Annotated in this window: 27 protein-coding genes and 1 pseudogene; 7 read left to right on the top strand and 21 right to left on the bottom strand. The window is 63.2% G+C overall.

Going from position 1 to position 25,313, the window contains the following annotated elements; genetic code table 11:
* The first annotated feature begins 24 nt into the window (after positions 1-24).
* Entirely contained in the window at positions 25-498 is a 474-nt protein-coding gene (locus tag ABIB66_RS30805) for an NUDIX hydrolase (RefSeq protein ID WP_354204884.1), read from the top strand.
* On the top strand, positions 499-1,359 hold the full coding sequence (locus ABIB66_RS30800) for an SIR2 family NAD-dependent protein deacylase (protein WP_354204886.1): 861 nt from the start codon (positions 499-501) through the stop codon (positions 1,357-1,359).
* 153 nt (positions 1,360-1,512) lie between these two features.
* On the opposite strand, the gene ABIB66_RS30795 is transcribed toward ABIB66_RS30800, so the two are convergent.
* Positions 1,513-1,749, bottom strand: a complete 237-nt coding sequence (locus ABIB66_RS30795; protein ID WP_354059999.1) for a DUF3551 domain-containing protein — start codon at positions 1,747-1,749, stop codon at positions 1,513-1,515.
* Between the two features lie 162 nt (positions 1,750-1,911).
* Between ABIB66_RS30795 and ABIB66_RS30790 the strand changes: the two are divergent.
* Positions 1,912-2,328: pseudogene (locus ABIB66_RS30790) on the top strand (NADH-quinone oxidoreductase subunit D-related protein).
* Between the two features lie 316 nt (positions 2,329-2,644).
* Here ABIB66_RS30790 and ABIB66_RS30785 read toward each other — a convergent pair.
* From ABIB66_RS30785 to ABIB66_RS30770, 4 genes are all read right to left on the bottom strand, one after another.
* Positions 2,645-3,532 (bottom strand): manganese catalase family protein, encoded by an 888-nt coding sequence (locus ABIB66_RS30785; protein ID WP_027566451.1) that lies wholly within the window; start codon positions 3,530-3,532, stop codon positions 2,645-2,647.
* A gap of 204 nt (positions 3,533-3,736) precedes the next feature.
* Entirely contained in the window at positions 3,737-4,078 is a 342-nt protein-coding gene (locus ABIB66_RS30780) for a hypothetical protein (protein ID WP_354060001.1), read from the bottom strand.
* 72 nt (positions 4,079-4,150) lie between these two features.
* A complete protein-coding gene (locus ABIB66_RS30775) occupies positions 4,151-5,005 on the bottom strand; it encodes an MBL fold metallo-hydrolase (RefSeq protein WP_354060003.1) in 855 nt (284 codons plus the stop codon).
* A gap of 29 nt (positions 5,006-5,034) precedes the next feature.
* A complete protein-coding gene (locus ABIB66_RS30770) occupies positions 5,035-5,622 on the bottom strand; it encodes a NuoB/complex I 20 kDa subunit family protein (RefSeq protein WP_354060005.1) in 588 nt (195 codons plus the stop codon).
* Positions 5,623-5,849: 227 nt separating this feature from the next.
* Here ABIB66_RS30770 and ABIB66_RS30765 point away from each other — a divergent pair, with 227 nt between their 5' ends.
* Both ABIB66_RS30765 and ABIB66_RS30760 read left to right on the top strand, forming a co-directional pair.
* On the top strand, positions 5,850-6,347 hold the full coding sequence (locus tag ABIB66_RS30765) for a ferritin-like domain-containing protein (RefSeq protein WP_354204891.1): 498 nt from the start codon (positions 5,850-5,852) through the stop codon (positions 6,345-6,347).
* Positions 6,348-6,479: 132 nt separating this feature from the next.
* The gene (locus tag ABIB66_RS30760) at positions 6,480-6,740 is read left to right on the top strand and encodes a hypothetical protein (protein WP_275169442.1); all 261 of its coding nucleotides are present in this window, start codon (positions 6,480-6,482) and stop codon (positions 6,738-6,740) included.
* A gap of 43 nt (positions 6,741-6,783) precedes the next feature.
* Here the strand turns inward: ABIB66_RS30760 and ABIB66_RS30755 are convergent, their stop codons facing one another.
* The 15 genes from ABIB66_RS30755 to ABIB66_RS30685 form a co-directional block, all read right to left on the bottom strand.
* The gene (locus ABIB66_RS30755; RefSeq protein WP_275169441.1) at positions 6,784-7,851 is read right to left on the bottom strand and encodes a UDP-glucuronic acid decarboxylase family protein; all 1,068 of its coding nucleotides are present in this window, start codon (positions 7,849-7,851) and stop codon (positions 6,784-6,786) included.
* Positions 7,852-7,862: 11 nt separating this feature from the next.
* Entirely contained in the window at positions 7,863-8,987 is a 1,125-nt protein-coding gene (locus ABIB66_RS30750; RefSeq protein WP_354204894.1) for a CgeB family protein, read from the bottom strand.
* Positions 8,984-10,072, bottom strand: coding sequence for a CgeB family protein (locus ABIB66_RS30745; RefSeq protein WP_354204897.1), 1,089 nt, complete (start codon positions 10,070-10,072; stop codon positions 8,984-8,986). The genes ABIB66_RS30750 and ABIB66_RS30745 overlap by 4 nt, the downstream gene beginning before the upstream one ends.
* On the bottom strand, positions 10,069-11,199 hold the full coding sequence (locus tag ABIB66_RS30740; protein WP_354204899.1) for a CgeB family protein: 1,131 nt from the start codon (positions 11,197-11,199) through the stop codon (positions 10,069-10,071). The genes ABIB66_RS30745 and ABIB66_RS30740 overlap by 4 nt, the downstream gene beginning before the upstream one ends.
* Entirely contained in the window at positions 11,196-12,299 is a 1,104-nt protein-coding gene (locus ABIB66_RS30735; RefSeq protein WP_354204901.1) for a glycosyltransferase family 4 protein, read from the bottom strand. The genes ABIB66_RS30740 and ABIB66_RS30735 overlap by 4 nt, the downstream gene beginning before the upstream one ends.
* On the bottom strand, positions 12,296-13,582 hold the full coding sequence (locus ABIB66_RS30730) for a TIGR04295 family B12-binding domain-containing radical SAM protein (RefSeq protein WP_354204903.1): 1,287 nt from the start codon (positions 13,580-13,582) through the stop codon (positions 12,296-12,298). The genes ABIB66_RS30735 and ABIB66_RS30730 overlap by 4 nt, the downstream gene beginning before the upstream one ends.
* Positions 13,579-14,643: a GDP-mannose 4,6-dehydratase gene (locus tag ABIB66_RS30725; protein ID WP_354204905.1), complete on the bottom strand. Its 1,065-nt coding sequence runs from the start codon at positions 14,641-14,643 to the stop codon at positions 13,579-13,581. Before ABIB66_RS30725 ends, ABIB66_RS30730 begins: the two co-directional genes overlap by 4 nt.
* Entirely contained in the window at positions 14,643-15,755 is a 1,113-nt protein-coding gene (locus ABIB66_RS30720; RefSeq protein WP_354204907.1) for an NAD-dependent epimerase/dehydratase family protein, read from the bottom strand. Before ABIB66_RS30720 ends, ABIB66_RS30725 begins: the two co-directional genes overlap by 1 nt.
* Positions 15,756-15,965: 210 nt before the next feature.
* On the bottom strand, positions 15,966-17,171 hold the full coding sequence (locus tag ABIB66_RS30715) for a phosphopentomutase (protein WP_354256840.1): 1,206 nt from the start codon (positions 17,169-17,171) through the stop codon (positions 15,966-15,968).
* Positions 17,159-18,112, bottom strand: a complete 954-nt coding sequence (locus ABIB66_RS30710; RefSeq protein WP_354204911.1) for a glycoside hydrolase 5 family protein — start codon at positions 18,110-18,112, stop codon at positions 17,159-17,161. Before ABIB66_RS30710 ends, ABIB66_RS30715 begins: the two co-directional genes overlap by 13 nt.
* Entirely contained in the window at positions 18,109-18,876 is a 768-nt protein-coding gene (locus ABIB66_RS30705) for a TIGR04290 family methyltransferase (RefSeq protein ID WP_275169432.1), read from the bottom strand. The genes ABIB66_RS30710 and ABIB66_RS30705 overlap by 4 nt, the downstream gene beginning before the upstream one ends.
* Positions 18,873-19,682 (bottom strand): nucleotidyltransferase family protein, encoded by an 810-nt coding sequence (locus ABIB66_RS30700; RefSeq protein ID WP_354204913.1) that lies wholly within the window; start codon positions 19,680-19,682, stop codon positions 18,873-18,875. The genes ABIB66_RS30705 and ABIB66_RS30700 overlap by 4 nt, the downstream gene beginning before the upstream one ends.
* Before the next feature lie 2 nt (positions 19,683-19,684).
* Complete coding sequence (locus tag ABIB66_RS30695) at positions 19,685-20,788, bottom strand: CgeB family protein (RefSeq protein ID WP_275169430.1); 1,104 nt, start codon at positions 20,786-20,788, stop codon at positions 19,685-19,687.
* Positions 20,785-21,384, bottom strand: coding sequence for a histidine phosphatase family protein (locus ABIB66_RS30690; protein ID WP_275169429.1), 600 nt, complete (start codon positions 21,382-21,384; stop codon positions 20,785-20,787). Before ABIB66_RS30690 ends, ABIB66_RS30695 begins: the two co-directional genes overlap by 4 nt.
* Entirely contained in the window at positions 21,384-22,484 is a 1,101-nt protein-coding gene (locus ABIB66_RS30685; RefSeq protein ID WP_275169428.1) for an inositol-3-phosphate synthase, read from the bottom strand. Before ABIB66_RS30685 ends, ABIB66_RS30690 begins: the two co-directional genes overlap by 1 nt.
* Positions 22,485-22,854: 370 nt before the next feature.
* Between ABIB66_RS30685 and ABIB66_RS30680 the strand changes: the two genes are divergently transcribed.
* Together ABIB66_RS30680 and ABIB66_RS30675 are read left to right on the top strand one after the other, a co-directional pair.
* The gene (locus tag ABIB66_RS30680; protein ID WP_354204916.1) at positions 22,855-23,142 is read left to right on the top strand and encodes a hypothetical protein; all 288 of its coding nucleotides are present in this window, start codon (positions 22,855-22,857) and stop codon (positions 23,140-23,142) included.
* A gap of 14 nt (positions 23,143-23,156) precedes the next feature.
* A complete protein-coding gene (locus tag ABIB66_RS30675) occupies positions 23,157-24,107 on the top strand; it encodes a glycosyltransferase family protein (RefSeq protein ID WP_275169426.1) in 951 nt (316 codons plus the stop codon).
* On the opposite strand, the gene ABIB66_RS30670 is transcribed toward ABIB66_RS30675, so the two are convergent.
* Positions 24,073-24,855 carry a Crp/Fnr family transcriptional regulator gene (locus tag ABIB66_RS30670; protein WP_275169425.1) on the bottom strand — a complete coding sequence of 261 codons (783 nt, stop codon included), beginning with the start codon at positions 24,853-24,855 and terminating at the stop codon, positions 24,073-24,075. The genes ABIB66_RS30675 and ABIB66_RS30670 overlap by 35 nt on opposite strands.
* Positions 24,856-25,313: the final 458 nt, after the last annotated feature.

Genomic DNA, 25,313 nt, shown 5'->3' with positions numbered 1-25,313 from the left:
TATCGACCAAACTGGAGGCGCCTGATGGGCAAGAAACAATTCGCCGCGTTGCCGTTCACGCTGAACAATTCCGAATTGCGCGTGATGCTGATTACGACCAGGCGCAAGGGCAGATGGAGTGTCCCGAAGGGATCGCCGATGCGCAAGACGGAGCCGCATCATACGGCTGCGCTCGAGGCGTACGAGGAGGCCGGTCTCGTCGGCGTCACCGCAAAGCGCGCGCTGGGCTCCTTCAAGCATCGTAAACGGAAGGGCGATCGCAAGCGGACCATGAACGTCGCCGTCTTTCCCATGAGAGTCCACGGGCAGGAGCGCTGGTGGCCGGAAAAGGGTGAGCGCGAAGCAATCTGGGTCTCGCCGAAAACGGCGGGCCGTCTGGTGCACAAGGCGCAACTTCGGCGTCTGATCGCCCGGTTCGCGGCGCAGACGGAGAAGACCGCTTCCCTACCGCTGGGCGATGGCCCAGGAACCCGCGTCTTGTCCAGCTATTCAAGGTAGATGAACCAGCAACCGACCGGACTAGCATTCGAGGAGCGACCGCCTCACGAGGTCCTGGCCGCTGCGATCAAGCGGCGCTGCGCCATCCTGTTCGTCGGCGCCGGCGTCTCGATGGCTGTCGGCCTGCCGTCCTGGCAATCTCTGATCGACCATCTGCTGGATGACCTTGGACTTGAGCGCGACGTGATCGATGGAATGCACGGCGGCTACCAGATGCTGGCGGAGTACTACCGGCTGAAGCGCGGCGGAATTGGCCCGCTCCGCAGCTGGCTCGATCGCAACTGGCGCGTCGACCCGGACAGGATCGCGGCCTCGCGCCTCCACAAGCTGATCGTGGAGCTCGATTTTCCGACCATTTACACCACGAACTACGACCGTAACCTCGAGACAGCCTTCGAGGTCCTGAAAAAGCCCTACGCCAAGATCAGCAACGCAAAGGACATTGCAGGCGCCCGTTCCGGCGTCACGCACATCATCAAATTCCATGGCGACTTCGACGACGATGCCTCGCTCGTCCTGACCGAGACCGACTTCCTCAACCGGCTCGCGTTCGATTCGCCGCTCGACATCCGGTTTCGGGCCGATGCTTTGGGAAGCACGTTGCTTTTCATCGGATACAGCATGTCAGATCCCAACATTCGGCTCCTGCTGCACCGTATTTGGCAGAGTTGGGACGAGTCGGGACACCGCCAGGACCGACCGAGGTCCTTCGTTTTCGTCACCCAGCGCAATCCAGTGCAGGAGGCGGTATTGGCGAACTGGGGCATCATCACTGTCGCGCCGCCTGACGGCGTCAGCCCGGATGATGGTGTTACCCGCTTTTTGCTGGACATCCGCGAACGTATCGACCGTAAGAAGTGAGGGCCTCGAACGCGCCGCCATGATACGCGCCAAGACCGAGACCGCCGGCGAACACGACGGCCGTGAGCGTTTGCTCTGATGCCATGGGGCGCTCGGCTCAGCGGCGGGATCGGTCAGAACGGGGGTCGATTGCCAGTCCGCAAGCGGGACTGGTCACCGATATCCTCTATAGCGCCGGGCATAGGCATAGCGCGGATTGACGCCGCAATAGGCGTTCGTTCCCGATGCAGTCGCCATGCACTGAGCGTAACTGGCGAACTGGCAGTTGCCCGGATAACCCCAGACGCGGCCCTGAAGGCAGTAGCGGTCTTGTGCGATGGCGGCCGTCGAGGAGCCGAAGCCCGTCACGAGCGCGAGAGACGCGGCAGCCAGGAGCAATCGATGCTTCATGGAAAATCTCCAATTTCAACATTGAACGTCTCTCGTGAAGCGGGGTTCCAAAGGGCAACGCTCACGGCTCCTTTTCTCCAGTTCGACGCGATCGTTAACCTGTGTGAAGCCGTTCGACGTCGATCGCGATTAAGGTGACCGATGTCCTCGATCGGAAGCGATATGCTTGACCAGTCTCCCAACTTGAGAAACTTCACCATCAACTTCGGTCCCCAGCATCCCGCCGCCCATGGCGTGCTGAGGCTCGTGCTCGAACTGGACGCCGAAATCGTCGCACGCGTCGATCCGCACGTTGGTCTTTTGCATCGGGGCACCGAAAAGCTGATCGAGGCCAAGACCTATCTTCAGGCGATCCCCTATTTCGACCGGCTCGACTATGTCGCTGTCGAGGCTCCGAAGGGCGAGTTCGGTGTGTTCCTCATCGCGGACGGCACGAACCGTCCCTACAAGTGCAAGATCAGGTCGCCGGGGTTCGCCCATTAGCAAGCGATGGACTTTCTCTGCAGGGGGCATTTGCTCGCGGACGTCTCCGCGATTCTTGGGTCGCTCGACATTGTCTTCGGCGACGTTGATCGCTGACTGGAAAACCGCACTGGAGGATCAGCATGGATATCAAAGAAAGCTCCGCCATGACCGAAGCGTCCGGTCTAGTGGACGATCAGTTCACTGCGCAGAGCGGCTCGCACGCGCCGCACGGTAATACAACGACAGGACTCGATGCGCCTTCCCAGGCGCCCTCGGCGCGATTGGCCGACCAACTGCGGAGGATGACCAGAGCAGCGCCACTGCAAGCGGTCTTTGCGGCGTTTCTGTTGGGCGTTCTGGTGGCTCGGCGTCGCCAGACGTCGGCCGGGGCCGTCCCTTTCGTCGGACGACCCCGGCCGTTACACGAGAATCAGGCCAACGCGTTCGTCACCGGCGGCTCGTTCATCTGCTCGACCTGTGCGCCGCTATCCGGCCGCGCCGGTCCGAGCACAGGCTCCTCGCCCAAAGGCTCGAACCCGGCGCGGAAGCTGAATGACCCCTGGCCGTCGAGCGAAGGGCCCTCGCAGTAGCGCCCCGGCTGCAGCGGTGCCGCATTGCGTTCGGTGCCCATGAACATGTAGCTGAATTCGGTCGCCTCCTTGCTGCGGTCGAAGCTGTTCGGAATGGGCAGGGCGGCATCCGCGCCCATTTCCTCGATCACCGCGAGCCATTGCTGTTGATGCATGGTGTCGCGCGCAATCAGGTAGCTCAGCATGTCCTGCATGCCGGGATCGCTGGTGGAATTGAAGAGACGCACGGCGAGGGTCCGGCCGGTGGATTCAGCCGCGACGTTGCAATACATGTCGGCGGCCAGATTGCCGCTGGCATAGACATGCGAACAATCGAACGGGACGCCGTCGCAATTGGCAGGGAAGGCGGCCATGCCGGTCGAGAGCAGATGCCGGTGCAGCATGCCCTCGATCACATGCCGCGGCCGCTCGCCGCCGTTCATCACCGCGCCGACGACCGGGTTGGCCTGCAGGCTGGTCTCCTGCATCGTTGCCGGCGCATTCTCCAGGTTCAACGCGACCGCGGTCGCGAGCATCTCGATGTGGCTGATCTCTTCGGTCGCGGTATTGAGCAGGACATCGCGATATTTGGCCGGCCCCCGCGCGCCCCAAGCCTGGAAGAAATACTGAAGGCAGACGCGGATCTCGCCTTCGACGCCGCCGATGGCTTGTTGCAGTTGGCGAGCGAAGATCGGATCGGGCTTCTCGACCCTGACCGGATATTGCAGTCGTTTGTCGAAATAGTACATGCGCAGCTCCTTTTGTGTTCACGCTATTGCGCAATGAGTGCTGCCGGGTTGCATTCCTATGGAGTTTCTAGCGACTATTTTGAAAGCCTTTAAGTTGAGACGTGAACGCGATGCGGCCCCGGCGAGGAGAGGGATCTCGCCGGGGCCGCTCTCATGCGCGCAACAGCAAGGAGCGTGCTTTAGAAAATTGCGAACCGTGAACCGCTAGCGGCGCGGCATGGTGCCGTTGGACGGAGGGGTCGTCTCGTTGCGCATGCCGGAAGGACTGGAGGCACCTTGTCCGCCCCGCTCGACATGCGTGATGCCGCCGCCACCCGATCCGCCGGCTCCGCCCGAGCCGGCTCCTGCACCGCCAGCTCCAGCACCGCCGGCACCTGCGCCGCCGGCACCAGCGCCCGCGCCGCCTCCGGCGCCACCCGCGCCAGCACCGGCGCCGCCGCCTGCGCCACCACCAGCGCCGCCGCCAGCACCTTGCGCGTATGCTGCGCCCACTGAAGCGCCTGCAAGCATCGCGGCCGTGAAGATCGTCAGGATTGTCTTACGCATGTTATTTCTCCTTGAGGTTTCGATGTCGGACAATCACGTGAAGCATCGACCGTTCCTAGCCGTGCCGTGTGATTAAGCTCCACGTCGATATTGCGAAGGCACGGCAACTTCGTCGAACCGTTGGGCGAGAGCATCGAGAGCCGCGCGCATCTGCGGCCCCTGCATGGCCGCGCCGTGCCCGGTGACGACGATCTCCGGGGCGAGCGCGGCAAGTGCGCGCACCGATCTCTTCGCGCTTTCCCAATCGGGGGTGAAATACATCGGGGGCCCGTGCATCTCCGGCGTTTGGGTCACTGCGGCGTAAGCGGATTCCTGCCGCGTCGTGATGAAGGCGTCGCCGGCGATCAGCACGCGATCGCCTTTGCGCCAGAGCGAGATATGTCCTGGGGTATGGCCGGGCGTATGGATCCACTGCCATTCCGGCATGAAGGGTACGCTGTGATCACAGGGAAGATCATAGAGGCGCGATGCGACGTTGACCGGCTTGGTCGGGAATAGCGGAGAGAGCCGAGCGAGCAGCCCGCCACCGACGCTGGGATCGGCCGACGGGTAGGATTGGCTTCCGTCAAGATAGGGATGCTCGGCCGCATGGGCATAAACCGGCACCTCCCACTCACTCGCCAGCGTTTCGAGCACGCCGACGTGATCGAAATGCCCATGCGTCATGATGATGCAGGCGGGCCGGCCGTTTCCTCCAAATCTGGCTTTCGCGGCGGAGCGGATGGCGCCAGCCGATCCGGGAATGCCGGCGTCCACAAGCACCCAATTGCCGTCGCCGGCGTTCTCGAAACCCACGAAAATGACGTTGACGATCGCAAGCTGACGATAGGCGACGTCAGCGACGATCTGCCGCGTGTTGTCGTTGCGGTCGAGGTCGGATTGCGGATGCTCCGCGTCGGCGGAAGAGGGAAGCGAGATCTGCGTCATGTCCATTCGGGTCCGATTTGGTCAGCTCACTAGCGCTCGATCGTGCCGATGCGCCGGATCTTCTTCTGAAGCAGCATCACGCCGTACAGCAGCGCCTCCGCGGTCGGCGGGCAGCCGGGCACGTAGATGTCGACCGGCACGACGCGGTCGCAGCCGCGCACGACCGAATAGGAATAGTGATAATAGCCGCCGCCGTTGGCGCACGACCCCATCGAGATCACGTAGCGCGGCTCAGGCATCTGATCGTAGATTTTGCGGAACGCCGGCGCCATCTTGTTGGTCAGCGTGCCCGCGACGATGATCACGTCGGATTGGCGTGGCGATGCGCGCGGAGCGAATCCGAACCGTTCGGCGTCGTAGCGCGGCATCGACATCTGCATCATCTCGACCGCGCAGCAGGCGAGCCCGAACGTCATCCACATCAGCGATCCGGTCCGCGCCCAGGTGATCAGCTCCTCCGCGGTCGCCGTGAAGAAGCCCTTGTCCGCAAGATCGTCGCGGATACTCATGAAGAACGGATCGGAAGTGTTGTCCGGTCGTCCCTCACCCGGCCGGCCAAGTCCAGGCCTGCCAAGCGAAGGGCCTGAGTTGCTGGCATGCGGAAAGCTGCCTGTCATTCTGGTCCCTGAACGCTGCGGTCGTTTGGAGATGCGACCACATGCTTCGGGAAACAGTCATTTGCATGCCGCGTTCCTGCGGCGGTAGGTGGATTTGTGTTCTGTTATCGCAGGTTAGCTTCGGGTCCGGCGGCCGGAACCCAGCGTTCGCGTCACGGATCACCCTAGGAACGATCCACCAAAACTGCGGTTGGCGGCAACAAGGCCCGTGAAATGGAGAATATGAGATGACGAACGCAGCCCGCGATACATTCGTGGTTGGACTACGCAATGCGCATGCGATGGAAGTGCAGGCGCGAGAGTTGATGGAACGTCAGTCGGAACGACTGGACGGATATCCTGAGGTCAAGGCCAAGGTCGCCGCCCACCTTCAGGAGACCAACGAGCAGCTGAAGCGATTGGAGAGATGCCTGGAAGCCTGCGGCGAGAGTACCTCCAGCCTCAAGGATACGACGCAATCCATGATGGCGAACATGCAAGCCATGGCACACTCGGTGGCCGGCGACGAGATTCTCAAGAATACGTTCGCCAACAATGCCTTCGAGAATTTCGAGATCGCTGCCTACAAGTCTCTGCTCGCCCTCTGCGGCGCCGCTGGGCTTGCGGAGGCCAAGGAGCCGCTCGAGACGTCCCTGAAGGAGGAGCAGCGCATGGCCGCCTGGATCGACTCGAACGTCGAGAAGGTGACGATGGAATATCTGGCGCATCAGCGCCAGGCGGCCTGATCGCACTCCATCCCCACCACGGCGAGATCGCCGGTCCCGCCGGTGCGAGACCGGCGGGTTCGGCCGCTGAGCCTGCCTGCGCTCTCATATGGGCCCGCAGGACCGAAACCCTCTCATCCGCGTTTTGCTGTCATGGCGCACATCATCTTCAGCGACTACCGCAGTCCTGCTGCCGAACAGGCCTATGAGATCGCATGGGACTTTCTGGCCCGCAGCGGGGCGATCCACGATGAGTTCGATGCGTGCGTATTTCTGGCTCAACGCATCACCATGATGGTCGAGGAAGGCCAGGCAAACCGGATCCGGATGGCCAACCGGGCGATCTCCGAATACCAGTACCATCTCGAAAACCTCTGCAAGCCGGCCCGTGGCGCGGCCGCTTCGCGGGCTTGAGGGCTCGCCCGGATTCCGCGGGCTCGTGGGCTCTTTCTGCCGTTTACTGCCGGTCGGCGATCGTCAGCTGGCCGCGTGCCCCGGTACGTCCGTTCCTGCGCGGTGCAATGGCCGGAACGAGTGCCGGCGCTTCCCCGGCCATGCGCATGGCAAAATAGGCGATGGTCGCGCGAAGACCGTCCTTGAGCGCCACGCGCGGGCGCCACCCCAACGCCTTCACGGCCGTGTCAATGACGGGCTTGCGGCGCTTCGGATCGTCTTTCGGCAGTTCCTCGAACCGGAGCGGGGAGGCCGATTCCGTATACGCCAGCACGTCGCGCGCGATCGCCTCGATGGTAACCTCGTGCGGATTACCCAGATTGCAGGGTCCGGTGACCGACGATGGACTCTCCATGAGCAGCTGAAGGCCGCGCACGAGATCGTCGACGAAGCAGAAGCTCCTGGTCTGCGTACCACCTCCATAGATCGTGATCGGCTCGCCGCGAAGCGCCTGCACGATGAAGTTGGAGACCACGCGCCCGTCGTTCTCCAGCATCCGGGGTCCGTAGGTGTTGAAGATGCGCGCGACCTTGATTTCGACCCCGTACATGCGATGATAATCGAACATCAGCGTTTCCGCGGCCCGCTTGCCCTCGTCGTAACAGGCCCGGGGCCCGATCGGATTGACGTTGCCGAGATAGGATTCCGGCTGGGGATGGACCTCCGGATCGCCGTAGACCTCGCTGGTCGATGCCTGCAGCACCCGGGCGCCTTTCCGTTGCGCGAGCTCCAGCATGTTGATGGTGCCGAGCACGCAGGTCTTCATCGTGCCGACCGGATCCTTCTGATAATGACGCGGCGACGCCGGGCAGGCGAGGCTGTAGATCCGGTCGATGTCGCCCTCGATCTCGACGGGATCGCGCACGTCGTGTTCGATGAAGCGAAAATTCGGATGATTGAGCAGCGGCCTGATGTTGTCGGTCGTTCCCGTAAACAGGTTGTCGAGGCAGATCACGGTGTGGCCGCGTTGCAAAAGCGCGTCGCAGAGGTGCGATCCGATGAAGCCGGCGCCGCCGGCCACCAGAACGGTGGGAGAGCGGCGGGACGCGTTGATGCGGGTCTGAACTGTCATGGTGCTGCCTTTCAGATTTGAGCGACCTGCATGGGACGCGAGGCGGGAAGTTGCGGGGCTTTCCGGCGGCGACGGACCGATGCCTCGGCGTAGTAGGTCTCCACTTGCCGAGCGCGATGGTCGGAGGTGTGGTCGGCCAGAACGCGGCGCCGTGCGTTTTCCGCGATCGTGCGCCTTCGCTCCTCGGGCATGTCGCGCAGGATCTCCACGACGTCGCGGGGGCTCGATGCGAGCAGGATCTCCCGGGAAGGTTCGAAGACGGTCTCGATTCCAGGCCACCGGTCCGAGATGACGGGCGTGCCGCACGCGGCCGCTTCGAACAGCCGAACGCTGGGCGAGAAGCCGAGCGCGCGCATGTCGGCACGGGTGGCGTTCAGCGTAAAGCGTTGCTCTGCGTAAAATCCCGGATGATGTTTGGGCGTAAGGTGCTCGATCCGGGCGACATTGGCCGGCCAGACCACCTCATCGGGATATTGCGCGCCGGCGACGACGAATTGCTCGCGCGACAGAGTGCGAGCGGGGGCGAGCAGCAACTGCTCCAGAACCGGCTGCCGGTCCTCGCTGTAGGTTCCGAGATAGCCCAGTGCCCACTTCTTCTCCGCGCGTTGCGGCGCATAGGTGTCGGTGTCGGCACTGCAATACAGCACCCGAGCCAGCGGACTGCCATAGTTCTCCTCGATCATGCCGGGCACCGGGCCACCGGCGAAGGACAAATAAAGGTCGAAGCGCGGGATCATCGCCGCGGAAAGATAGTCCAGGCCCTGCTCGAGCTTCGCAAGCGTGACCGGCGTGTCAATGTCGTAGAAGGCGGTAATCCCCCGGGCGTGGGTCGTGATCCATTCGGAGATCGCGATGCCGTCGGGCACGTAGGAGCCGATGACCACCAGATCGGCATCGCGGATCATCTTTCCAAAACGCTGCGGGATGTCCTTCAAGGATTGATAAAGCTCGACGGTCCAAGCGGAAGGCTTGGCAAGATCACGATGCTCGCGATACCAGGGAACGTCGCGTTCCAGAAACGTGACGTGGTGACCTCGTCGTGCCAGGGCTTCGATCAGGGCGCGATAGGTCGTGGCATGACCGTTGCCCCAGGACGAAGTGACCGAAAGACCGACGACGACGATGGTGAGGTTCATTCTGCTGCCTCGATTCGCGAACTGCTTGCGGCAAAGAGATCGTTGAACTGGCGCGCGCGCTGCCGGTAGGTGTGATGGCTCAGAACGCGCGCACGAGCGCGCGCTGCGATCGCCTGAGCCCGGTCGGGGCGCAGTGCAGCAAGATGCTCTGCGACCTCCGCTCCGGTCGCGGCCACCAGCACCTCGCGATCTGGCTCGAGAAAATGATCGATGCCGTCCCACTGGTCGGTGATCAGGCAGGCTCCGGCACCAATGGCTTCGAACACGCGTGTTGGCGGCGAGAAGCCGTAGCGCGCCATGCTGTCGCGATTGACATTCAGCGTAGCCAGACCGGAGCCGAAGAACGCGTTGTGGTCGCCGGTCCCGACATGCCCGACCTTGTGCAGATTGGCTGGCGTGTCTTTGGAGTCCCACCCCGATCCGCCGAGCACGAACGTCTTGTCCGGCAATTGGCGTGCGACGTCGAGAAAGAACCGCTCGACGCGCTGCTCGCGATCGGGGAGGCGGTTTGCCAGCAGGCTCAGGTCGCACGTGAAGTGCGCATTGGGCGGCGCAGGAAAGTGCGTGGCGGGGGCGAGCGCATTGTAGATCGGCACGCAGTCGCGCGCGCCGATGCCGCGATAGGCGGATACGACGGCATCGCCGCCGCCATAGGTCAAAACCATGTCGTAGGACCGGATCGCATGGCGTAGATGATGGTCTGGATTGTCCGCCACCGATTCCAGCGTCGCGGGGGCATCGACGTCCCAGTAGATGCGCATCGCATTCGACGGAATTTCGGCGACTGCGTTCTCCAGCTCCTGATCGAAGACGCCGACGCCGCTGGCCTTGACCAGCATGTCGGCCGAGCGGGCGGCTTCCTCAAGCGAGCTTCGCCACCCCTCGGGCGTCGCGGCGTAGACCACCACCTTCGCCCAGTCGGGATCGTCGATGTCGCGATGGGCCTGGCGCTCGAAAGCATCGGGCTCGAAGAATGTGACGTCGTGGCCGAGGGCCGCAATCTCCTTCAGCATGCCGCGGTAATAGGTGGCGGCACCGTTCCAGTAGGATGAGACGAGGCTGGACCCGAAGAAGCAGATCTTCATGCGGAGGCTCCGATGTATCGCTTGGGCTGTGTGGAGTGGCCTGTGGCCCGGAGGTCCTGCGCGATGCCGACAAGCTGCTCCGCCCGATGACGGCAGGTGTGACGCTCCTTGATCGTGCGGAGCCCGGTCTCCACCGTGGCGGACCACAACTCTCGGTCATCGAGCAGCGCACGAAGCGCCCGCTTCATTTCGGTGCCGTCGGAAGCGCTGAGATAGGCACCTTTCGGGAACAGGCCTTCCGCATCTGACCAGGGGGCCGAGACCAGTGGAATGCCGCACGCCATCGCTTCGAAGACCCGAATGGTCGGAATGCCCGGGAGCAAGCGGACATAGGGGCCGCGGGGAACGTGAACAGTCGCGCGTGCGCCGGCGAAAGCAATGGGAGCCCAGTGTGCGGGCAGCCAGCCGCCATACCGAATGCCTGCCGCCTGAATGGTCGCGAGCGCCGCATCTGAATAGCGGACGCCATAGACCCCCGCGCTCAGCTTCAGCTCGGCCACGGGTTCGACCAGAAATTCGTTGAGCTCGGCGCTGCGTTCGCCGTCGCCCCAATTGCCGATCCAGACGACATCGTCGGTGCGCTCGATATCTGGCAGCTGATGGTACAGGGCGATGTCGGCTGCCTCGTGCCAGGTGAAGGCCCGGTCGGCCCAGCCGAGCTTCAGATAGATTTGACGAAGGACCTCGCCGAAGGCGAGTACACCGTCGAAGCCGTCGAGGTCGAACTGCGCAAGCTCGTCCGGCGCGCTGACGGCGCGATGATGGGTGTCGTGGAACAGCAGCGTGAACGGACCGCCGTGAGCCCGTCTCGATCCGATGTCTGCGATCAGATCAGGCGAATTCCATTCGTGGACGACGACGAGATCGGCGCCGTGCAAGGCTTCATCGAGATCAAGGAAGGCGTCGTAGCGGCGGATGCCGATGCCGGGAAACAGCGTTGGAATATCCTCCATTGTCTGACTGCCACCCTCGCGGATCGCATTCAATCGGCTCCAGCCGTCGATCGGCTCGAACACCACGACCTCATGACCGAGCGCGTGAAGTTCGCGGGCGTAGCCGCGTAGGAAATGGGCATTGCCGTTGTTCCAGCAGGAGGTGAACGCATGGTAGAACAGAACGCATTTCATGCGCGTACCTCCATGGGGGCGGGCGCGCGATGGACGGCAAGCAGCTCCTCGTAGAGGCTGAGATAGGCGCTCGTGGTTCGGGTCAGCGAGTAGGTCAGGGAATGCTCAAAGGCGGCTCGTTGCAGCCGCACCCGCTCGCGATCGTCGGTGCACAGACCTCCGAGTGCCCGATGCAGCGCCTTGCTGTCGGTAGCGTCGACGAACACCGCAGCCCCGCTCCATAATTCCCCGAAGGTCGAAATGTCGGACAGGACGAGGGCGCATCCTGCCGCCGCGGCTTCCAGAACGGAGAGGCCGAACGGCTCATAGAGCGCGGGGCTGGCGAAGATGGCCGCGTGCTGCAAGTGCGCGCGCATGGCTTCGTGAGGCAAATGCCCAAGCCAGGTGACGGAAGCCGAAGGGCACTCATCCGCCGGCCCGGCGACCTGAACGGGCCAGTCCAGCCCAGGCGCCGCGGCCGCCAAGACCTCGATGTTCTTGGCGCGGTCCCAGAGCCGGCCCGCCGCAAAGATCATGTCTTGCTTCCGGCCCGCAAAGCCCTGAGGGCCAATTCCATTCCAGATCACGATGCCGCGCGAGCGAGGCCGATAGATTTCCGCAATGTCATCGTGGAAGGACTGGCTGGGACAAACCCAGGCCTGTGCCGTGTCGAGTGCGGCCGTCACCCGTTGGGTGTAGCCGCGCCATTTTGGTTCGCCGAGCCAGCTCGTATCGCGGCAGGCGAGCCCCCAGGAGTTGACGCAGGAATGCGCGACGACGACCACTGGAGCGCGCCAGGCGAAGGTCGCCTCGCGAAAACTATTGAGGTGAACGACGTCCGGCCTGATTCCGGCTTCGAGCTTCGCAAGGACGCGCCTGGCCTGGGACAGATCTTGTCCTTCCGGATCCTGCCACTCGAGTGCAAGGTCCGTTTCGATCAGGTGCACCCGCGAGCCACGCAGCCTCTCAAGCTGGCCGGCCCGCGCGCGGGGGCCCATCGTCACCAGGGTGACGTCGGCCCCCTGTGCAGCAAGGGACGAAGCAAGTGAGGACGAGTAGGTCCAGACGCCTCCGACGGTATCGGTCGTCATCAGGATCCTGAGCTGCGAGCTGCGGCTCATGATGCCACCTGCAGTTCGAGAGCCTCGAGCGGCACCGGACGATCGTTCTGCACGTCGCTGAACTGATCGAACATCGCGAGATAGTGCCGGTGTGCGCGCTCCCAGGCGTAATCGTCGGGCTCGCCCCACAGCTTCCGATAATCCGGCGAGCCCGGATAGGGATATAGCGGGACCGGATCGTTGGCCCAGATGCCGGCATCCTGCATGGTGCGGCGCCAGCGCTGCACGATGGGGTCATCGTCCTCTGGGACTTCGATCAAATTGGCCTGCACGAAAGGAACGTGACGGCGCGCCTCGACCAGCCGTTCGGCAAGCTGGTCGGTCGTCATCTTGCAGTTCTTGGCGAGCGCGGCGCGGCCCTCGACCGTGAGGCTCTCGATGCCGGCTTCAATCGAGACGCAGCCGGCGCGGCCAAGCAGATCCAGCATGTCCGGCTTCCAGAGGTCGATGCGGGTCTGCACCCCGAACTTCAGCCCGCGTGTGGTCAGCCCTTCCAGCAGTTCCGCGTTGGGAAGGAAAATCTCGTCGATGAAATAGACATATTCGATGCCCTGATGACGCAGGCCGTCGATCTCTTCGAGAACGATGGAGGCAGGCCGCTTGCGGTAGGCGTTGCGGAAGTTTTCCTTGGCGCAGAACGTGCAATTGTACGGACATCCCCTGGACGATTCGACCTCGGCGCCAGGTGCCTGTGGCTCGGCTTCGAAACGATGGTGGTGATGGTGATGCCGCCGGATCATCTCCTCCGGCCAGTCAAGCGGCGGCTGATCCTTGAATGCGACCGCCTGCGGGCCGCCATTGACGCGGAGCGATGCGCCATCGGCGAAGCACAGACCCGGAAAGTCCCGTTCGCCATTGGCAAGACGCAACAAGGAGGCCTCGCACTCGCCCATCACGATGAAGTCGGTGCCGAGCTTTCGAAGCGCGGCCCTTGGCACAGTCGAGCCATGGGGACCCACCGCGATGAGGATCGGAGCCAAGTCGCGCACCGCCATCGCAAGCTCTTGGGGAACGCGGAGCTCGGGAGGGGCGCAGCGCCAGAACAGATAGGTCGGTGCCGTCGTGATGACGATCTGATCGGGGCCAAACGCGCGCAGCTCGGCTTCGACATCGGCGAGAGAGAGGTCGAACATGTGGGCATCGAGCAGCAGCGTCTTGTGCCCGGCCGCTTTCAGGTAATGCTCGGAGATCCCGAGTTCGAGCGGAAGGTGAGGGGATCGGCAGCCGAAATAGATGCTGCCGCCAAAATCCCAGTTTGGGTTGATGAGGGCAACACGCGTCATGCCAGCGCCTCGCGGTTGCCTTGCGACGATCCGAACCGGCCGTCCAGCCAGCTGTGAAGGGATCGGAGGCCGTCTGCGAACGAAACCTGAGGGGCCCAGCCGAGCGCGCTGGAGAGCGCGCGCGTGTCGGTCACGTACCACGGCTGATCGCCGGGCCTCCAATCGGCAAAGCGATAGGCCACCTTGCGGCCGGTCAGATCGGTGATGCGGTCGATCAATTCCAGCAGACTGATCGCGTTGGCCGGACCGCCGCCGAGGTTGAATACGCGTCCACGGGCGAGCGCGATGCCATCGAGCACGGCGAGCCAGGCCGAGGCCGCGTCGGAGACGTGAAGCGCATCGCGGACCTGATGGCCGTCGCCATAAATCGTCAGCTCTTTGCTGCGGATGGCGCTCAGCAGGAAATGCGCGATCCAGCCCTGATCCTCGGTGCCGAATTGACGGGGCCCATAGATGCAGCTCATTCGCATCACCACGGTCTGGAGGCCGTAGACCCGCGCATAGTCGTGGACGTATTGATCGGCCGTTCCCTTGGAGCATCCATAGGGGCTGTAGAAGTCGAGCGGCGCATTTTCCGAGATGCCGGCGGCGAGCAGGCCGCTTGTCGGCGTGTAGCGGCGGCCGGTGAGCGCGATGTCGCCATCGTCGATCAGGCGTCCGTAGACCTTGTTGGTCGAGGCGAACACGATCGGCGCGGCGTTGTTGTGGAGACGCACCGCTTCGAGCACGTTCAATGTGCCCCGCGCGTTGATCTCGAAATCGGCGGCCGGATCGCTCACGCTGTCGGTGACGGCGACCTGGGCCGCCAAGTGCAGCACGGCGCGGGCTTCGCGGACGGCGTCGATCACCGGGATCGGCTCGCGAATGTCGGCCACGGTGATTGTGACCCGGTCGCCATGCCGGGACTTCAGCCACTGCGCATTCTCCCGCACGCCGGCGCGGGCGAGATTATCCAGGATCAGCACCGGCTCGCCGCGCTCCGCCAGCCGGTCGGCCAGGTTGCACCCGATAAACCCGCAGCCGCCGGTGATCAGGACGGGTCTGTTGTCTCGTTCACTCATCACGCGACCAATCCTCGTTGCTGCAGCTCCTTGGTGGCTCGCTCCGCCTGATCGTCAGCGATCTGGTCGGCGAGATATTCCGCCAGCTCTTCGAGCCCATCCCTGAATGCGACGCGCGGCTCGAAGCCGAGCACGTCGCGGGATTTTCCCATGTCGGCGAAGCAGTGCCGGATATCCCCGGCGCGATATTTCCGCGTCAGCTCGGGCGCAATGTCGCGGCGCCCCATGACTTCGGCCAGATCCTCCGCGACCGACAGAATGGTGCGACTCTGGCCCGAGCCGACGTTGAAGACATCGTGCGCGTGCTCCGCCTCCAGCGCCATCCGGCAGGCGCGGGCGACGTCATGCACATGGACGAAATCGCGGCGCTGCCGTCCGTCCTCGAAGACGAGGGGAGGGCGGCCGTTGAGCAGCCGGGCGGCAAAGATGGCCAGCACGCCGGTATACGGATTGGACAGGGCCTGACGTGGCCCGAACGCATTGAAGAAGCGTAGCGCCACGGTCGGGATGCCATACGCCTTGCCTGTGATCAGGCACATGCGCTCCTGCGCATATTTGTTGAGCGCATAGATCGAGCTCAGCGAAGGCTGCTTTGTCTCCGGCGTGGGAACGGGATCGAGCGGGTTGCCGGCGGCATCGCGCAGCTCCCAATCGCCGCGGCGAAGCTGCTCGACCCCCCGCTCCTCGCAGGCGACCACGCTCTGATCGGCGCTCCGGTAAAGGCCCTCGCCGTAAATACTCATGGACGACGCCACCACGAGCCGCGCGACCGGGCGCTTGGACAGTGTCTGCAACAGCACGGCGGTGCCGAGCTCGTTGGTCCTGACATAGGGTTCGATGTCGTACATGCTCTGGCCGACGCCGACTGCTGATGCGAGATGCAGGACCATGTCGGTGCCGCGCAACGCATGATCGACCGCGAGAGCGTCGGTGACGTCACCGACGACGAGCTCCGCGTCTTTGGCAAGATAGGCGGGACGCTGGCGGTTGCCTCCGTGGACCTGCGGCGAGAGATTGTCGAGCAGGCGGACTTCATAGCCGGCCGCCAGCAGCGCGTCGGCCGCATGCGATCCGATGAATCCCGCACCTCCAGTGATCAATACTCGCGTCATTCACCGCTCCGTGCCGCCGTGAGATCGATCCTGCGGGATCAATCCGTGATGAGAATGAAAGCGCGCTGCTGTTCTGGTCGGGCGACCGGCGCGCCAGTCACATTTGAAATTAGAAGCGATGCAAGGAATGTTCGTTCCTGCGAAACCTACAAACGAATATTTCTCTAACCTGGATCAATAACCCAGGTGAATCTGCCGAGTGCAGCGGAGCTAAAAATACACGCCGTGAACCGGCGCCTGCAGTTCGAGATGGCTCGCGACCGTCGCGCCAATGTCCGCAAATCCGGCGCGCTTGCCGATCGGAGAAGTTGACCGCGCGCTCCACGCCAAGATCGGCACCTGTTCCCGCGTATGATCGGTGCCGCTCCATGTCGGGTCGCAACCGTGATCGGCCGTGACGATCAGGAGATCATCGTCGCGCAGGCGGTTCAGCAGATCCAGAACGCGCGCGTCGAAGTTTTCGAGCGCCGCTGCATAGCCCGCCACGTCGCGCCGGTGGCCATACAGCGTGTCGAAATCGATGAAATTGGCGAACAACATTCCGCCCTCTGCGAGCGTGGCCAACCCATCGAGCGTGGCGTCGAACAGCGCTCGGTTGCCATCGCCGCGCAGGTTCCTCCCGGTCCCGCGATGGGCGAAGATGTCGTCGATCTTGCCGATCGTGACGATGTCACGGCCTGCGCTTTCCGCGAGATCGAGGATCGTCCGCTCCGGCGGCGGAACGGAAAAGTCCTTTCTGTGCGATGTCCGCTTGAAGTCGCCTGCCGACGTGCCGATGAAGGGACGTGCGATGACGCGCCCGATGTTGAGGGGATCGACCAGTCGGCGGGCAATGCGGCAGACCTCATAGAGGCGTTCGAGTCCGAACGTCTCCTCGTGCGCTGCGATCTGGAACACGCTGTCGGCCGATGTATAGCAGATCGGTTCGCCCGTTCTGATGTGACGCTCGCCGCATTCGGCGATGATCTCGGTGCCGGAGGCGTGACAGTTCCCGAGGATGCCTGGCAATCGAGCCTGTTCGCACAGGCTCTCCATCAGATCGCGCGGGAAGCACGGCTTGGCTCTTGGAAAATAGCCCCAGTCGAACGGCACCGGCACGCCGGCGATCTCCCAATGACCGGATGGCGTGTCCTTGCCTTTGGAGATCTCGCTCGCGCAGCCAAAGCGCGCATGCTCAGGCCGGCCATCCAGGCCCGGCGGCACGCGCCCGGTGGCAAGATGGCAAGCCTGGCCAAGTCCGAGCGCAACCAGATTGGGAAGTCGAAGCGGCCCCGCCCGGCGTGGTCCGTCGGCATTACCGGCCATGCACATTTCGGCAATATGGCCGACGGTGTCGGCGCCCTCGTCGCCGTAATTGATGGCATCGGGCGCGGCGCCGATCCCGACGGAGTCCATCACCAGGATCAGGGCACGCATGTCGGCTCCGAGATGGCCGGGCGCGAAGACGCTGCGGACGGCGCGAGCCCGGTTTTCGCGCAATAGCGTTCGACCATCTGTGCGCAGAAATCCGCGAACTCGTTCACGTCGAGCGGCGGGCTGGTGTGATGAGGCTCGATGCCCCGATGTTCCGGGGTGAAGCAGAAGGTCACCGTGACCTGAAACTCGGCCAGCGCGTCCATCTGCCGATCGAACCAGGCGAGCGCATTGGGACGGAAACTGTCGGCCCAGGACAGGCCGGTCCTGAGATGCTGCACGCCGAGCCGGCGCATCCAGCGCACGGCTTCATCGAGGCGGTGGTCCTCGAAATGAAACCACTGGCACAGGCCCATCGCAGCTGCATATTGGCTGAACAGGCCCGCGGCAGCTTTCGGCGTGCCGTCCTCGCGCAGCAGCCCCATGTGGAAGTGCCGGTAGTAGGAGGAGCCTTCAGCTTCCTTGTGCCGCGTGGTCGCCTCCCAACTCGAAGGAAGATCGTAGAGGCTGTACCAGTGAATCCGCGGCGCGCGGCCAGTCAACAGCTCGGCGGTCCGCGTCAGTCCCCAGGCCTGCACCTCCTCGGCACCGAAGGACGAGACTCCCACCTCCGTGACCCAGACCGGCAGCGAGGTGACCGCCTTGATCTCGTCGAGCTTGGCCGGCCATTCCGCGATCTGCCACAAGTTCCAGTCGAGCGGAAAGCCGTGCACGGCCACGGCATCGACATGATCGAGCACGCCGCGCGCCTGCATGTTGCGTATGAAGGACGGATCGATCGGCGATATGCCGCCAAGCACACGCGGGAGTGTGGGATGCGCGCTGCGGATCGCCTTTCCCGCAGCGAGCGCCAGGCTCGCGAACATGGTCCAATCCGGATCGATCAGGATGTCCCAGTGCGACTTGTTGTTGGGCTCGTTCCAGATCTTGGCGGCTTCGATCATCGGCCGGTCTCCCGCGACGGATAGACCGGACCTTCCGCCTGCGGCCTTGCCACCCGCTTGCAGAGATAGACTTCCTCTTCCGGATGCGCCGCGATCGCAAAGCCGGCGCTGCGCAGCATGGCTTCGGCGCAGGCGCGGTTCGGTACCCACCAATTGGTGGGGTCGTCGGCATATTTGTTCTCGATGAAGTGCAGCTTTGGATAGCCCGGCGAATCGAACTGATCGGTGGTCCAGAAGTCGTAGTTCTTGTCGAGGGAATCCACGCGGCTGTCGCCGCGCTGCATCGACTGGAACAGCAGGAGATCGCCGGCGACGTGCTCGTGGATCAGGTCGAGGGCCAGCAAAGGGTGCCGCAGGTGGTAGAGCACGCCCATGAAGATCACGAGATCGAACTTTTCGCGCAGCTGTCCGACATCATAGGCTGACATCTTGCGGAATTCGATCCTGAGACCGTTCACTTCGGCCGCGAAGCGGGCTTGCGCGAGATATTCGTCGTCGGTGTCCAGGCCGAGCACGCGCTCGGCGCCGCGCCGCTTCATCTCCATGGCGTAGAAACCGGCATTGCAGCCGATATCGAGCACGGTCTTGCCTTCGAGGCGGTCCGGAATGATCCCGGAAAAGCGGCGCCATTTCACGTTGGGATAGTCGCCGAGAAAATGTGAAGGCGCTGTCGGTACGCCGTTCAGGTCCAGATTGTGAAACCATGGCCCGAGCGCATCGACGCGCTGGCGGATTTCCTCGCGCGAGAGGGCGCCTCTGCTCATGCGGTCACTCCATTGTTCATTGCGTGGGCCGGGCGGGCTGCCTCCGGCGAACCGCCGGCCAGCAGTCGAGAGCGTCCGTTCCCGACGGAGCTTTCCGCGAGCAACGCCATTGCCGTCCGGTAGCCGTCGATGGTGCCGACGTCGACATAGGATTCGCCGGCCTTGACGCCGAGACCCTGGCCGCCGGCTGCGATGTAGGCATTGACCAGCGTCCCGAAATATTCATCCCGGCGCTCGCGCTTCGTCCACAGTGACTGGAGCTCGCGAAATCCGTTGCCGGACATCTTGAAGGCGCCCCATATCCATTTCGACGCCGCATCCGGCTGCTTGACCTGGATCTCCGTGACGCGGTCACCGTCGAGCACGACGGCATCGAAGAACTCGGGATGTTCGACCGGAAACAGCAGAAACGACAGGTCAGCGGCCGGCAGTGCCTGCAGGGCCGCCTTGGGGAACCAGACGGTATCCGGAAGTCCGACCAGGATGTCTTCGTCATGGCCAACGACCGTGCCCGCCCTGAACACGGCATCGCACAGCCCCGACGCATCGGGCTGCACGACATAGGCGAGCTGGGCGCTGCCATAATGATCGCCGAAATATTCGAGGATGTCCGATTTGCCGGGGGAGATCACGAAGCAGATCTTGTCGGCACCCCCAAGGATCAACCGCTCCAGCAGATATTCGGAGACGGCGCACGGACGGTCGATGCCGTCGTCCCGTTGGCTTCCGACCGGAAGCAACTCCTTGGAGAAGGCGAGCGGCTGGATGCGGCTGCCGCGGCCCGCGGCCGGAACGATGCCCCACATGATCAGGCCTCCTCGGGTTGCTGTCGGCGCGCGCCGAGGGATGCCGTCTGCTCGAGCAGCGAAATCAGTTCGGCCGCGCGCTTGTCGGATGTGTGCTGATCCATGGTCCGTTCATAGGCGCGTCCGGCGATGTGCTGAAGCTCGGCGTCGGCCATCGTCAACGCAGCAAGCGTGTCTTTCGCATCGCGTGCGATCAGGATCTCCTGTCCGGGTGCAAAGAATTGATCGATTCCCGGCCAGTCGTCGCTGAGCAGCGGGGCCTTGCAGGCGGCAGCTTCGAACAGGCGGCCGGAGGGGCACCAGCCCATCTCCGCCATGGCACGGCGCGTGACGTTGAGTGTCAGCCGGGACGACGCAAAGAACGCCGCGTGCTCCGAGGGCGGCAAGTGCTGCACGAAGTAGATGTTTGGCGACCAGGGAAAATCTTCCGGGTACTGTGCACCCCCGATCAGGAAGCGCCGATCCTGCCTGCTACGTGCGGGTTCGACGAACAGAGCCTCGAGCGCGCGCTGGCGATCCTGCGAATATGTGCCGAGATAGGACAGATCCGCACGGTAATGCGGCTGCGACGGCACGGGCCGATGGATGTCCGTATCGACATGGCCGTAGAGCGGACGGACATTGCAGGCGCCGAGCCTGTCGCGAAATTCGTTGCAGATGCGGGGACCGCCGGTGAAGCTCAGCACCAGCGCGAAATCCCGCAGGCCGCGCGGCCCGATATAGGGAACGGCCTCGCCGGCCATCAGCTTCGCCAGCGTGACCGGCGTGTCGAGGTCGTAGAACGCGGGCACCGCGCGACCCTCGGACAGGACAAGCTCCGTCGCGGCGATCGCGTCGGGACAATAAGAGGTCACGATCGCGACATCGGCATCTCGAATGTCGCTGCGCGCCAAAGGAAGCACATCGTCCCAGTTCGAGAACAGTCGCAGTTGGCCGCCGGGCAGTTCGTGCAAATCCCGCGCGCCGGCGTAGTAGGGCACGTCGCGCTCGAAAAAGACGACGCTGTGGCCGGCTTGCGCGAGATGCTTGCAAAGCCCTCGCCACAAGGTGGCGTGACCGTTGCCCCAGGACGAGGAAATTGTCAGGCCGAAAATGACGATCTTCACGCTGGCACCCGCTGATTGATCCCGGTGATCTTGATTCCGCGATTGTCCACGCTGAGGGTGCTGACGCTGCCGGGGTCGATCTCGATCGAGAGGAAGTCGTCGAGCTCTTTCCGGGAATAGTGCAGCAGCGCCGCGCGGATCGGTTCGGCATGGCTGACGGCGACAACGACGGTGCCGCTACCATGATCATTGCGCACCTGTTCCAGATGGGCGACGACGCGCTTCTGGAGCGACCGCATGCTTTCGCCGCCCGGCGGGCGGTTCGTTCCGCGTTGTTCGTTCCAGCGTGACCATCGGGGGTCCCGGGCGAGCGCTTCGAACGACAGTCCGGTCCATTCGCCGTAGTCGAGTTCGTCGAGTGCCGGCACGATCTCGACCGGCAAGCCGAACCGTGCCGCCAGGATGCAGGCCGACTGCATGCAGCGCCGCTGCGGGCTCGACTGAACCATGCTCGGTGGCGGCGTGAAGGTATCGGCGCATCGCGCGATTTCCTCACAGCCGAGATCATCGAGTTCTACGCCCTTCATCCGGCCACAGAGCGTGCGGCCGAGCAGGGCATGATGCCCGTGGCGGATCAGATGAATGATCTTCGCCATCAGGTGTACGCCTTGTCGTCAATGAAGGCGCGCGTTCGCCGTCCGGCTTCCTCGTCGGTGAACTGCTGAGGCGGCGACTTCATGAAATAGCTCGAAGGGCCCGTCAGCGCGCCGGCCTGCCCGCGGTCCATGGCAAGCTTGGCGCAGCGGACCGCGTCGATCACGACGCCCGCCGAGTTCGGGGAGTCCCAGACCTCGAGCTTGACTTCCGCGCTCAAGGGAACACCGCCGAACGTCGTGCCCTCCAGGCGGATAAAGGCCAGCTTGCGGTCGGTCAGCCACGGCACATGGTCGCTCGGGCCGACATGGATATTGTCGGCATCCATCGGCACGTCGAACTGGCTAGTCACGGCTTGCGTCTTGGAGATCTTCTTTGACGTCAGCCGCTCGCGCTCGAGCATGTTCTTGAAATCGGTGTTGCCGCCGACATTGAGCTGGTAGGTTCTGTCCAGCCGCACGCCGCGTTCGCGGAAAAGGTTGGCGAGCACACGGTGCAGAATGGTGGCGCCGACCTGGCTCTTGATGTCGTCGCCGACGATCGGCAGGCCTGCATCCTCGAAGCGCCGCCGCCAGTCGGGATTCGAGGCAATGAAGACCGGGATGCAATTGACATAGCCGCAGCCGGCCTCGATCGCGCGCGCGGCGTAAAATTCGCTCGCGCGCTGCGAGCCCACGGGAAGATAGGACACAAGTACGTCCGTGCGCGATGTCGCGAGCACTTCGGAGACGTCGGCTTCCGGAACATCCGCAATCGGAACGTCGTCCTTGAGATATTGGCCGACGCCGTCCATGACGGGGCCGCGTTGGACCATGACGCCGGTGGGTGCGACCTCGGAGAAGCGGTGCGTGTTGTTCGGTGCTGCGAAGATCGCCTCGGTCACGTCGCGTCCGACCTTGCCGGCATGGACGTCGAAGGCCGACGCGACCTGAATGTCGCTAATGTGGTAGCCGCCGAGATCGGCGTTCATCAACCCAGGCACCGGCTCATTCGATTTGGCGTCCCGGTAATAGGAGAGCCCCTGAACGAACGAGCTCGCACAATTGCCGACACCGACGATGCCGACGCGCACGCGCCGCCTGTCCTGAAGACGAGAATGCATGGATCTAGGCCCTCCGGAAGACGTGCAGCGTTAAGGCATGCAGTGTTGAAGGATATGCAGTGTTGAAGACTTGCAGTGTTGACGTAAGTACGTCGGCGAACGTGAGGAACGTATGTTCGTTCCTGAACTCACGGCACTATGTCCGCCTCACGTCAGATTCCGGCCAAAAAAATTTCGCGCCCTTAACCTGGGATAGAATCCCGGGCAGTTTGGCGGGAACGAAAAGCTTCCATGATGAAGATGAAGAAGATGATGCTCCGAGAGAGCCGACACCGCGAAAGAACAAATCCTTCCGTCCGGCGTTCACGGCGAACAGTCTGACGCGACGACCTATTCGTCGCTCGCTCTTTGTCAGCAGTCGAGGTGTCACATGTCAACCAAATCACAAACCAGCGAAGCCCAGCAGACCACCAGCCATAACGTCATCCGGAAATGGGCGGAGGAGCGCGGTGGAAAGCCCGCGACGGTCAAGACTACGGAGGAGGACGGACACGCCGGCATCCTGCGCATCGATTTCGATCCGCCCGACGAAGGTCTCGACCGGATCAGTTGGGACGAATTCTTCGCGAAGTTCGACGAGACCGGCATTGCGTTCCTTCACCAGGACCGCACCAAGGACGGCCAAGTGAGTCGCTTTCACAAATTCGTGCGGCGTTGATCGGATCGCCGCCCATGTCGGGCGGTTGGACGGAGGCGATGCGGGCAGGCGACTTCGAACGCGCCTGGGCGATCAGCGACCGCGATCTGATAATGCTTGCCTATCCACCAAAGCACACCGGGCCGCGTCACCTCCAGCGGATCTGGCGCGGCGAGGCCCTGGTGGGCAAGCATGTGCTCGTCCGTTGCTACCATGGGCTTGGCGATACCATCCAGTTCCTGCGCTTCATGCGACCGCTCCGTGATCTCGCGCGCAGCGTCACTGTGTGGTGCCAAGGCGAACTTCTGCCCCTGGTGGAGCGTGTGGCGGGCGTCGATCGTGCGTTTTCGATCCATGATGGTACGCCTGAGATCGACTTCGAGGTCGATATCGAGATTATGGAGGTGCCGCATGCTATAAGGGCGAAACGGGAGCAGGTCGAGATGCGTGCACCTTACGTATCGCTGCCGCCGGTGCTCGAGCTACCACTGCCACAAGGTCTTGCCGTCGGCCTGGTTTGGGAAGTCGGCAATTGGGACAAGCGAAGGACCATCCCGCCGTCCCTGCTAGGGCATCTTGCCGTTCCCGGCGTGACGCTCTGCTCGCTGCAACGAGGGGCCCGAACGTGCGAACTGGCCGAGATCGGCGCGAGGGACGTCAGCACGCCTGACATTACGGTTCTCGGTCATCTGCTTCAGCGGCTCGATCTGCTCATTTGCGTCGACACCATGGTGGCTCATCTTGCGGGCGCACTCGGCTGTGACGCGTGGGTCTTGTTGCATGCGGATTGCGACTGGCGCTGGCCGTCATGCGAGTCCCATTCCCCTTGGTATCCGAGCCTGCGCCTGTTTCATCAGAGGGCACCAGGCAATTGGGATGATGTCATTGGAGAGGCGCGGGAGGCCCTGATTGCACGCTCCGCAAATCTCCAAGGTGTCGTCGGAAACGGGCTCAAGCGAGCGCAAGATCCGCCGCGAGTGGTCTGAGACGCGAGGACGACGACTCGTCGCGGCTGGACGGAATGCCCAGGTAGGTCGGATCGAATCTTGCGAGCCGCACGAGTCCCGGCCAGTCCGTGATCGTTACCGTCTTACCCTGCCATCGCAGGAGGTTGCATCGTCGCAGTTCCTGAATTGTTCGGTTGGCGTGGACTGGGGAAATGCTGCACGCTGCAGCAAGGTCCGATTGGGTGAAGGGTGATGGCAGCCTGAGATCTCTCGCCAAGCCGACGCTTTGCAGGCGGGTGGTGATCTCGCACAGCAGATGCGCAACACGCGTCAAGGCATCGCGGCTACCCAGGTTCACTGTCCAGTTGCGCTGAATGGCGTGGCTGGTGAGCAGCATCAGCAGCAATGCGCGAGACATGGCGGGCGAACGCGCGGACAAATCGTGAAAGAAGCGGTGTGGCACGAGTGCGACGATGGCAGGGCCGAGCGCGATCAGGTTGCCGTCAACGCGAGGACGATACAGCGTGTGTAGATCGGCGATGTCACCGGGAACATGGAGCGACGTGATCTGCCCGTCCACGCTCTCGGCATCCTGCCAGGACAGATATCCCTGAAGCAGGAGACAGCAGTGGGTGGCATCGTCGCCATGCCGCAAAACGGCCTGACGCGAACTGAGATGCGCGATTGTGCTTGCCATGTCCGCAAGCAGGTGGAGATCGTCGGCCGTTACGGGAGTGAGGCTCGCCAACCGGTCGGCGAGCTTGGAGAACGCAAATCCTGCCTGCATTGGTCGCCTAATAACTCAGAGCCCGTCCCCAATCTGATCGATGAGAACGACCGAACGCATTAAACTTTGATACTTTCGCTCCACGCAGATCGTTGTCGGTCTCGGACGATCCGGGAACCGGAAGCGCGAGAGGCGCTCGAGTGGGCGAACGGCCTACCATCTGCGCCGAACCAAGATTTAGTATACTTACTTTCATATACTTAACTCTCGAGCCATCGCGTTTGTTCTGACTCCAAGGCTTTGACGGATGTGATGGCTGCCTGTCGGGCAACACACCCGCAATCCCGTCAACCCCTCCTCACAAAAATATTCCGCTTTACCGAAATTCGGTTATGGCGTATGTGTCGGCCGTCCCGGCTCAATCTTGAGGGGCGATCTTGTGGTCGTCACGTTCGCGAGCCGGGCTTGCGGTGGACGCGGCAGCGTTCGGGTGCGAGAGGCGTGGGCAGGGCGGATTG

It is taken from the genome of Bradyrhizobium sp. F1.13.3, assembly GCF_040548265.1.
In the GTDB taxonomy this organism is placed as follows: Bacteria; Pseudomonadota; Alphaproteobacteria; order Rhizobiales; family Xanthobacteraceae; genus Bradyrhizobium.
Note: the sequence above shows the minus strand (reverse complement) of the source record. Positions and strands in the feature narration are given on the sequence as shown.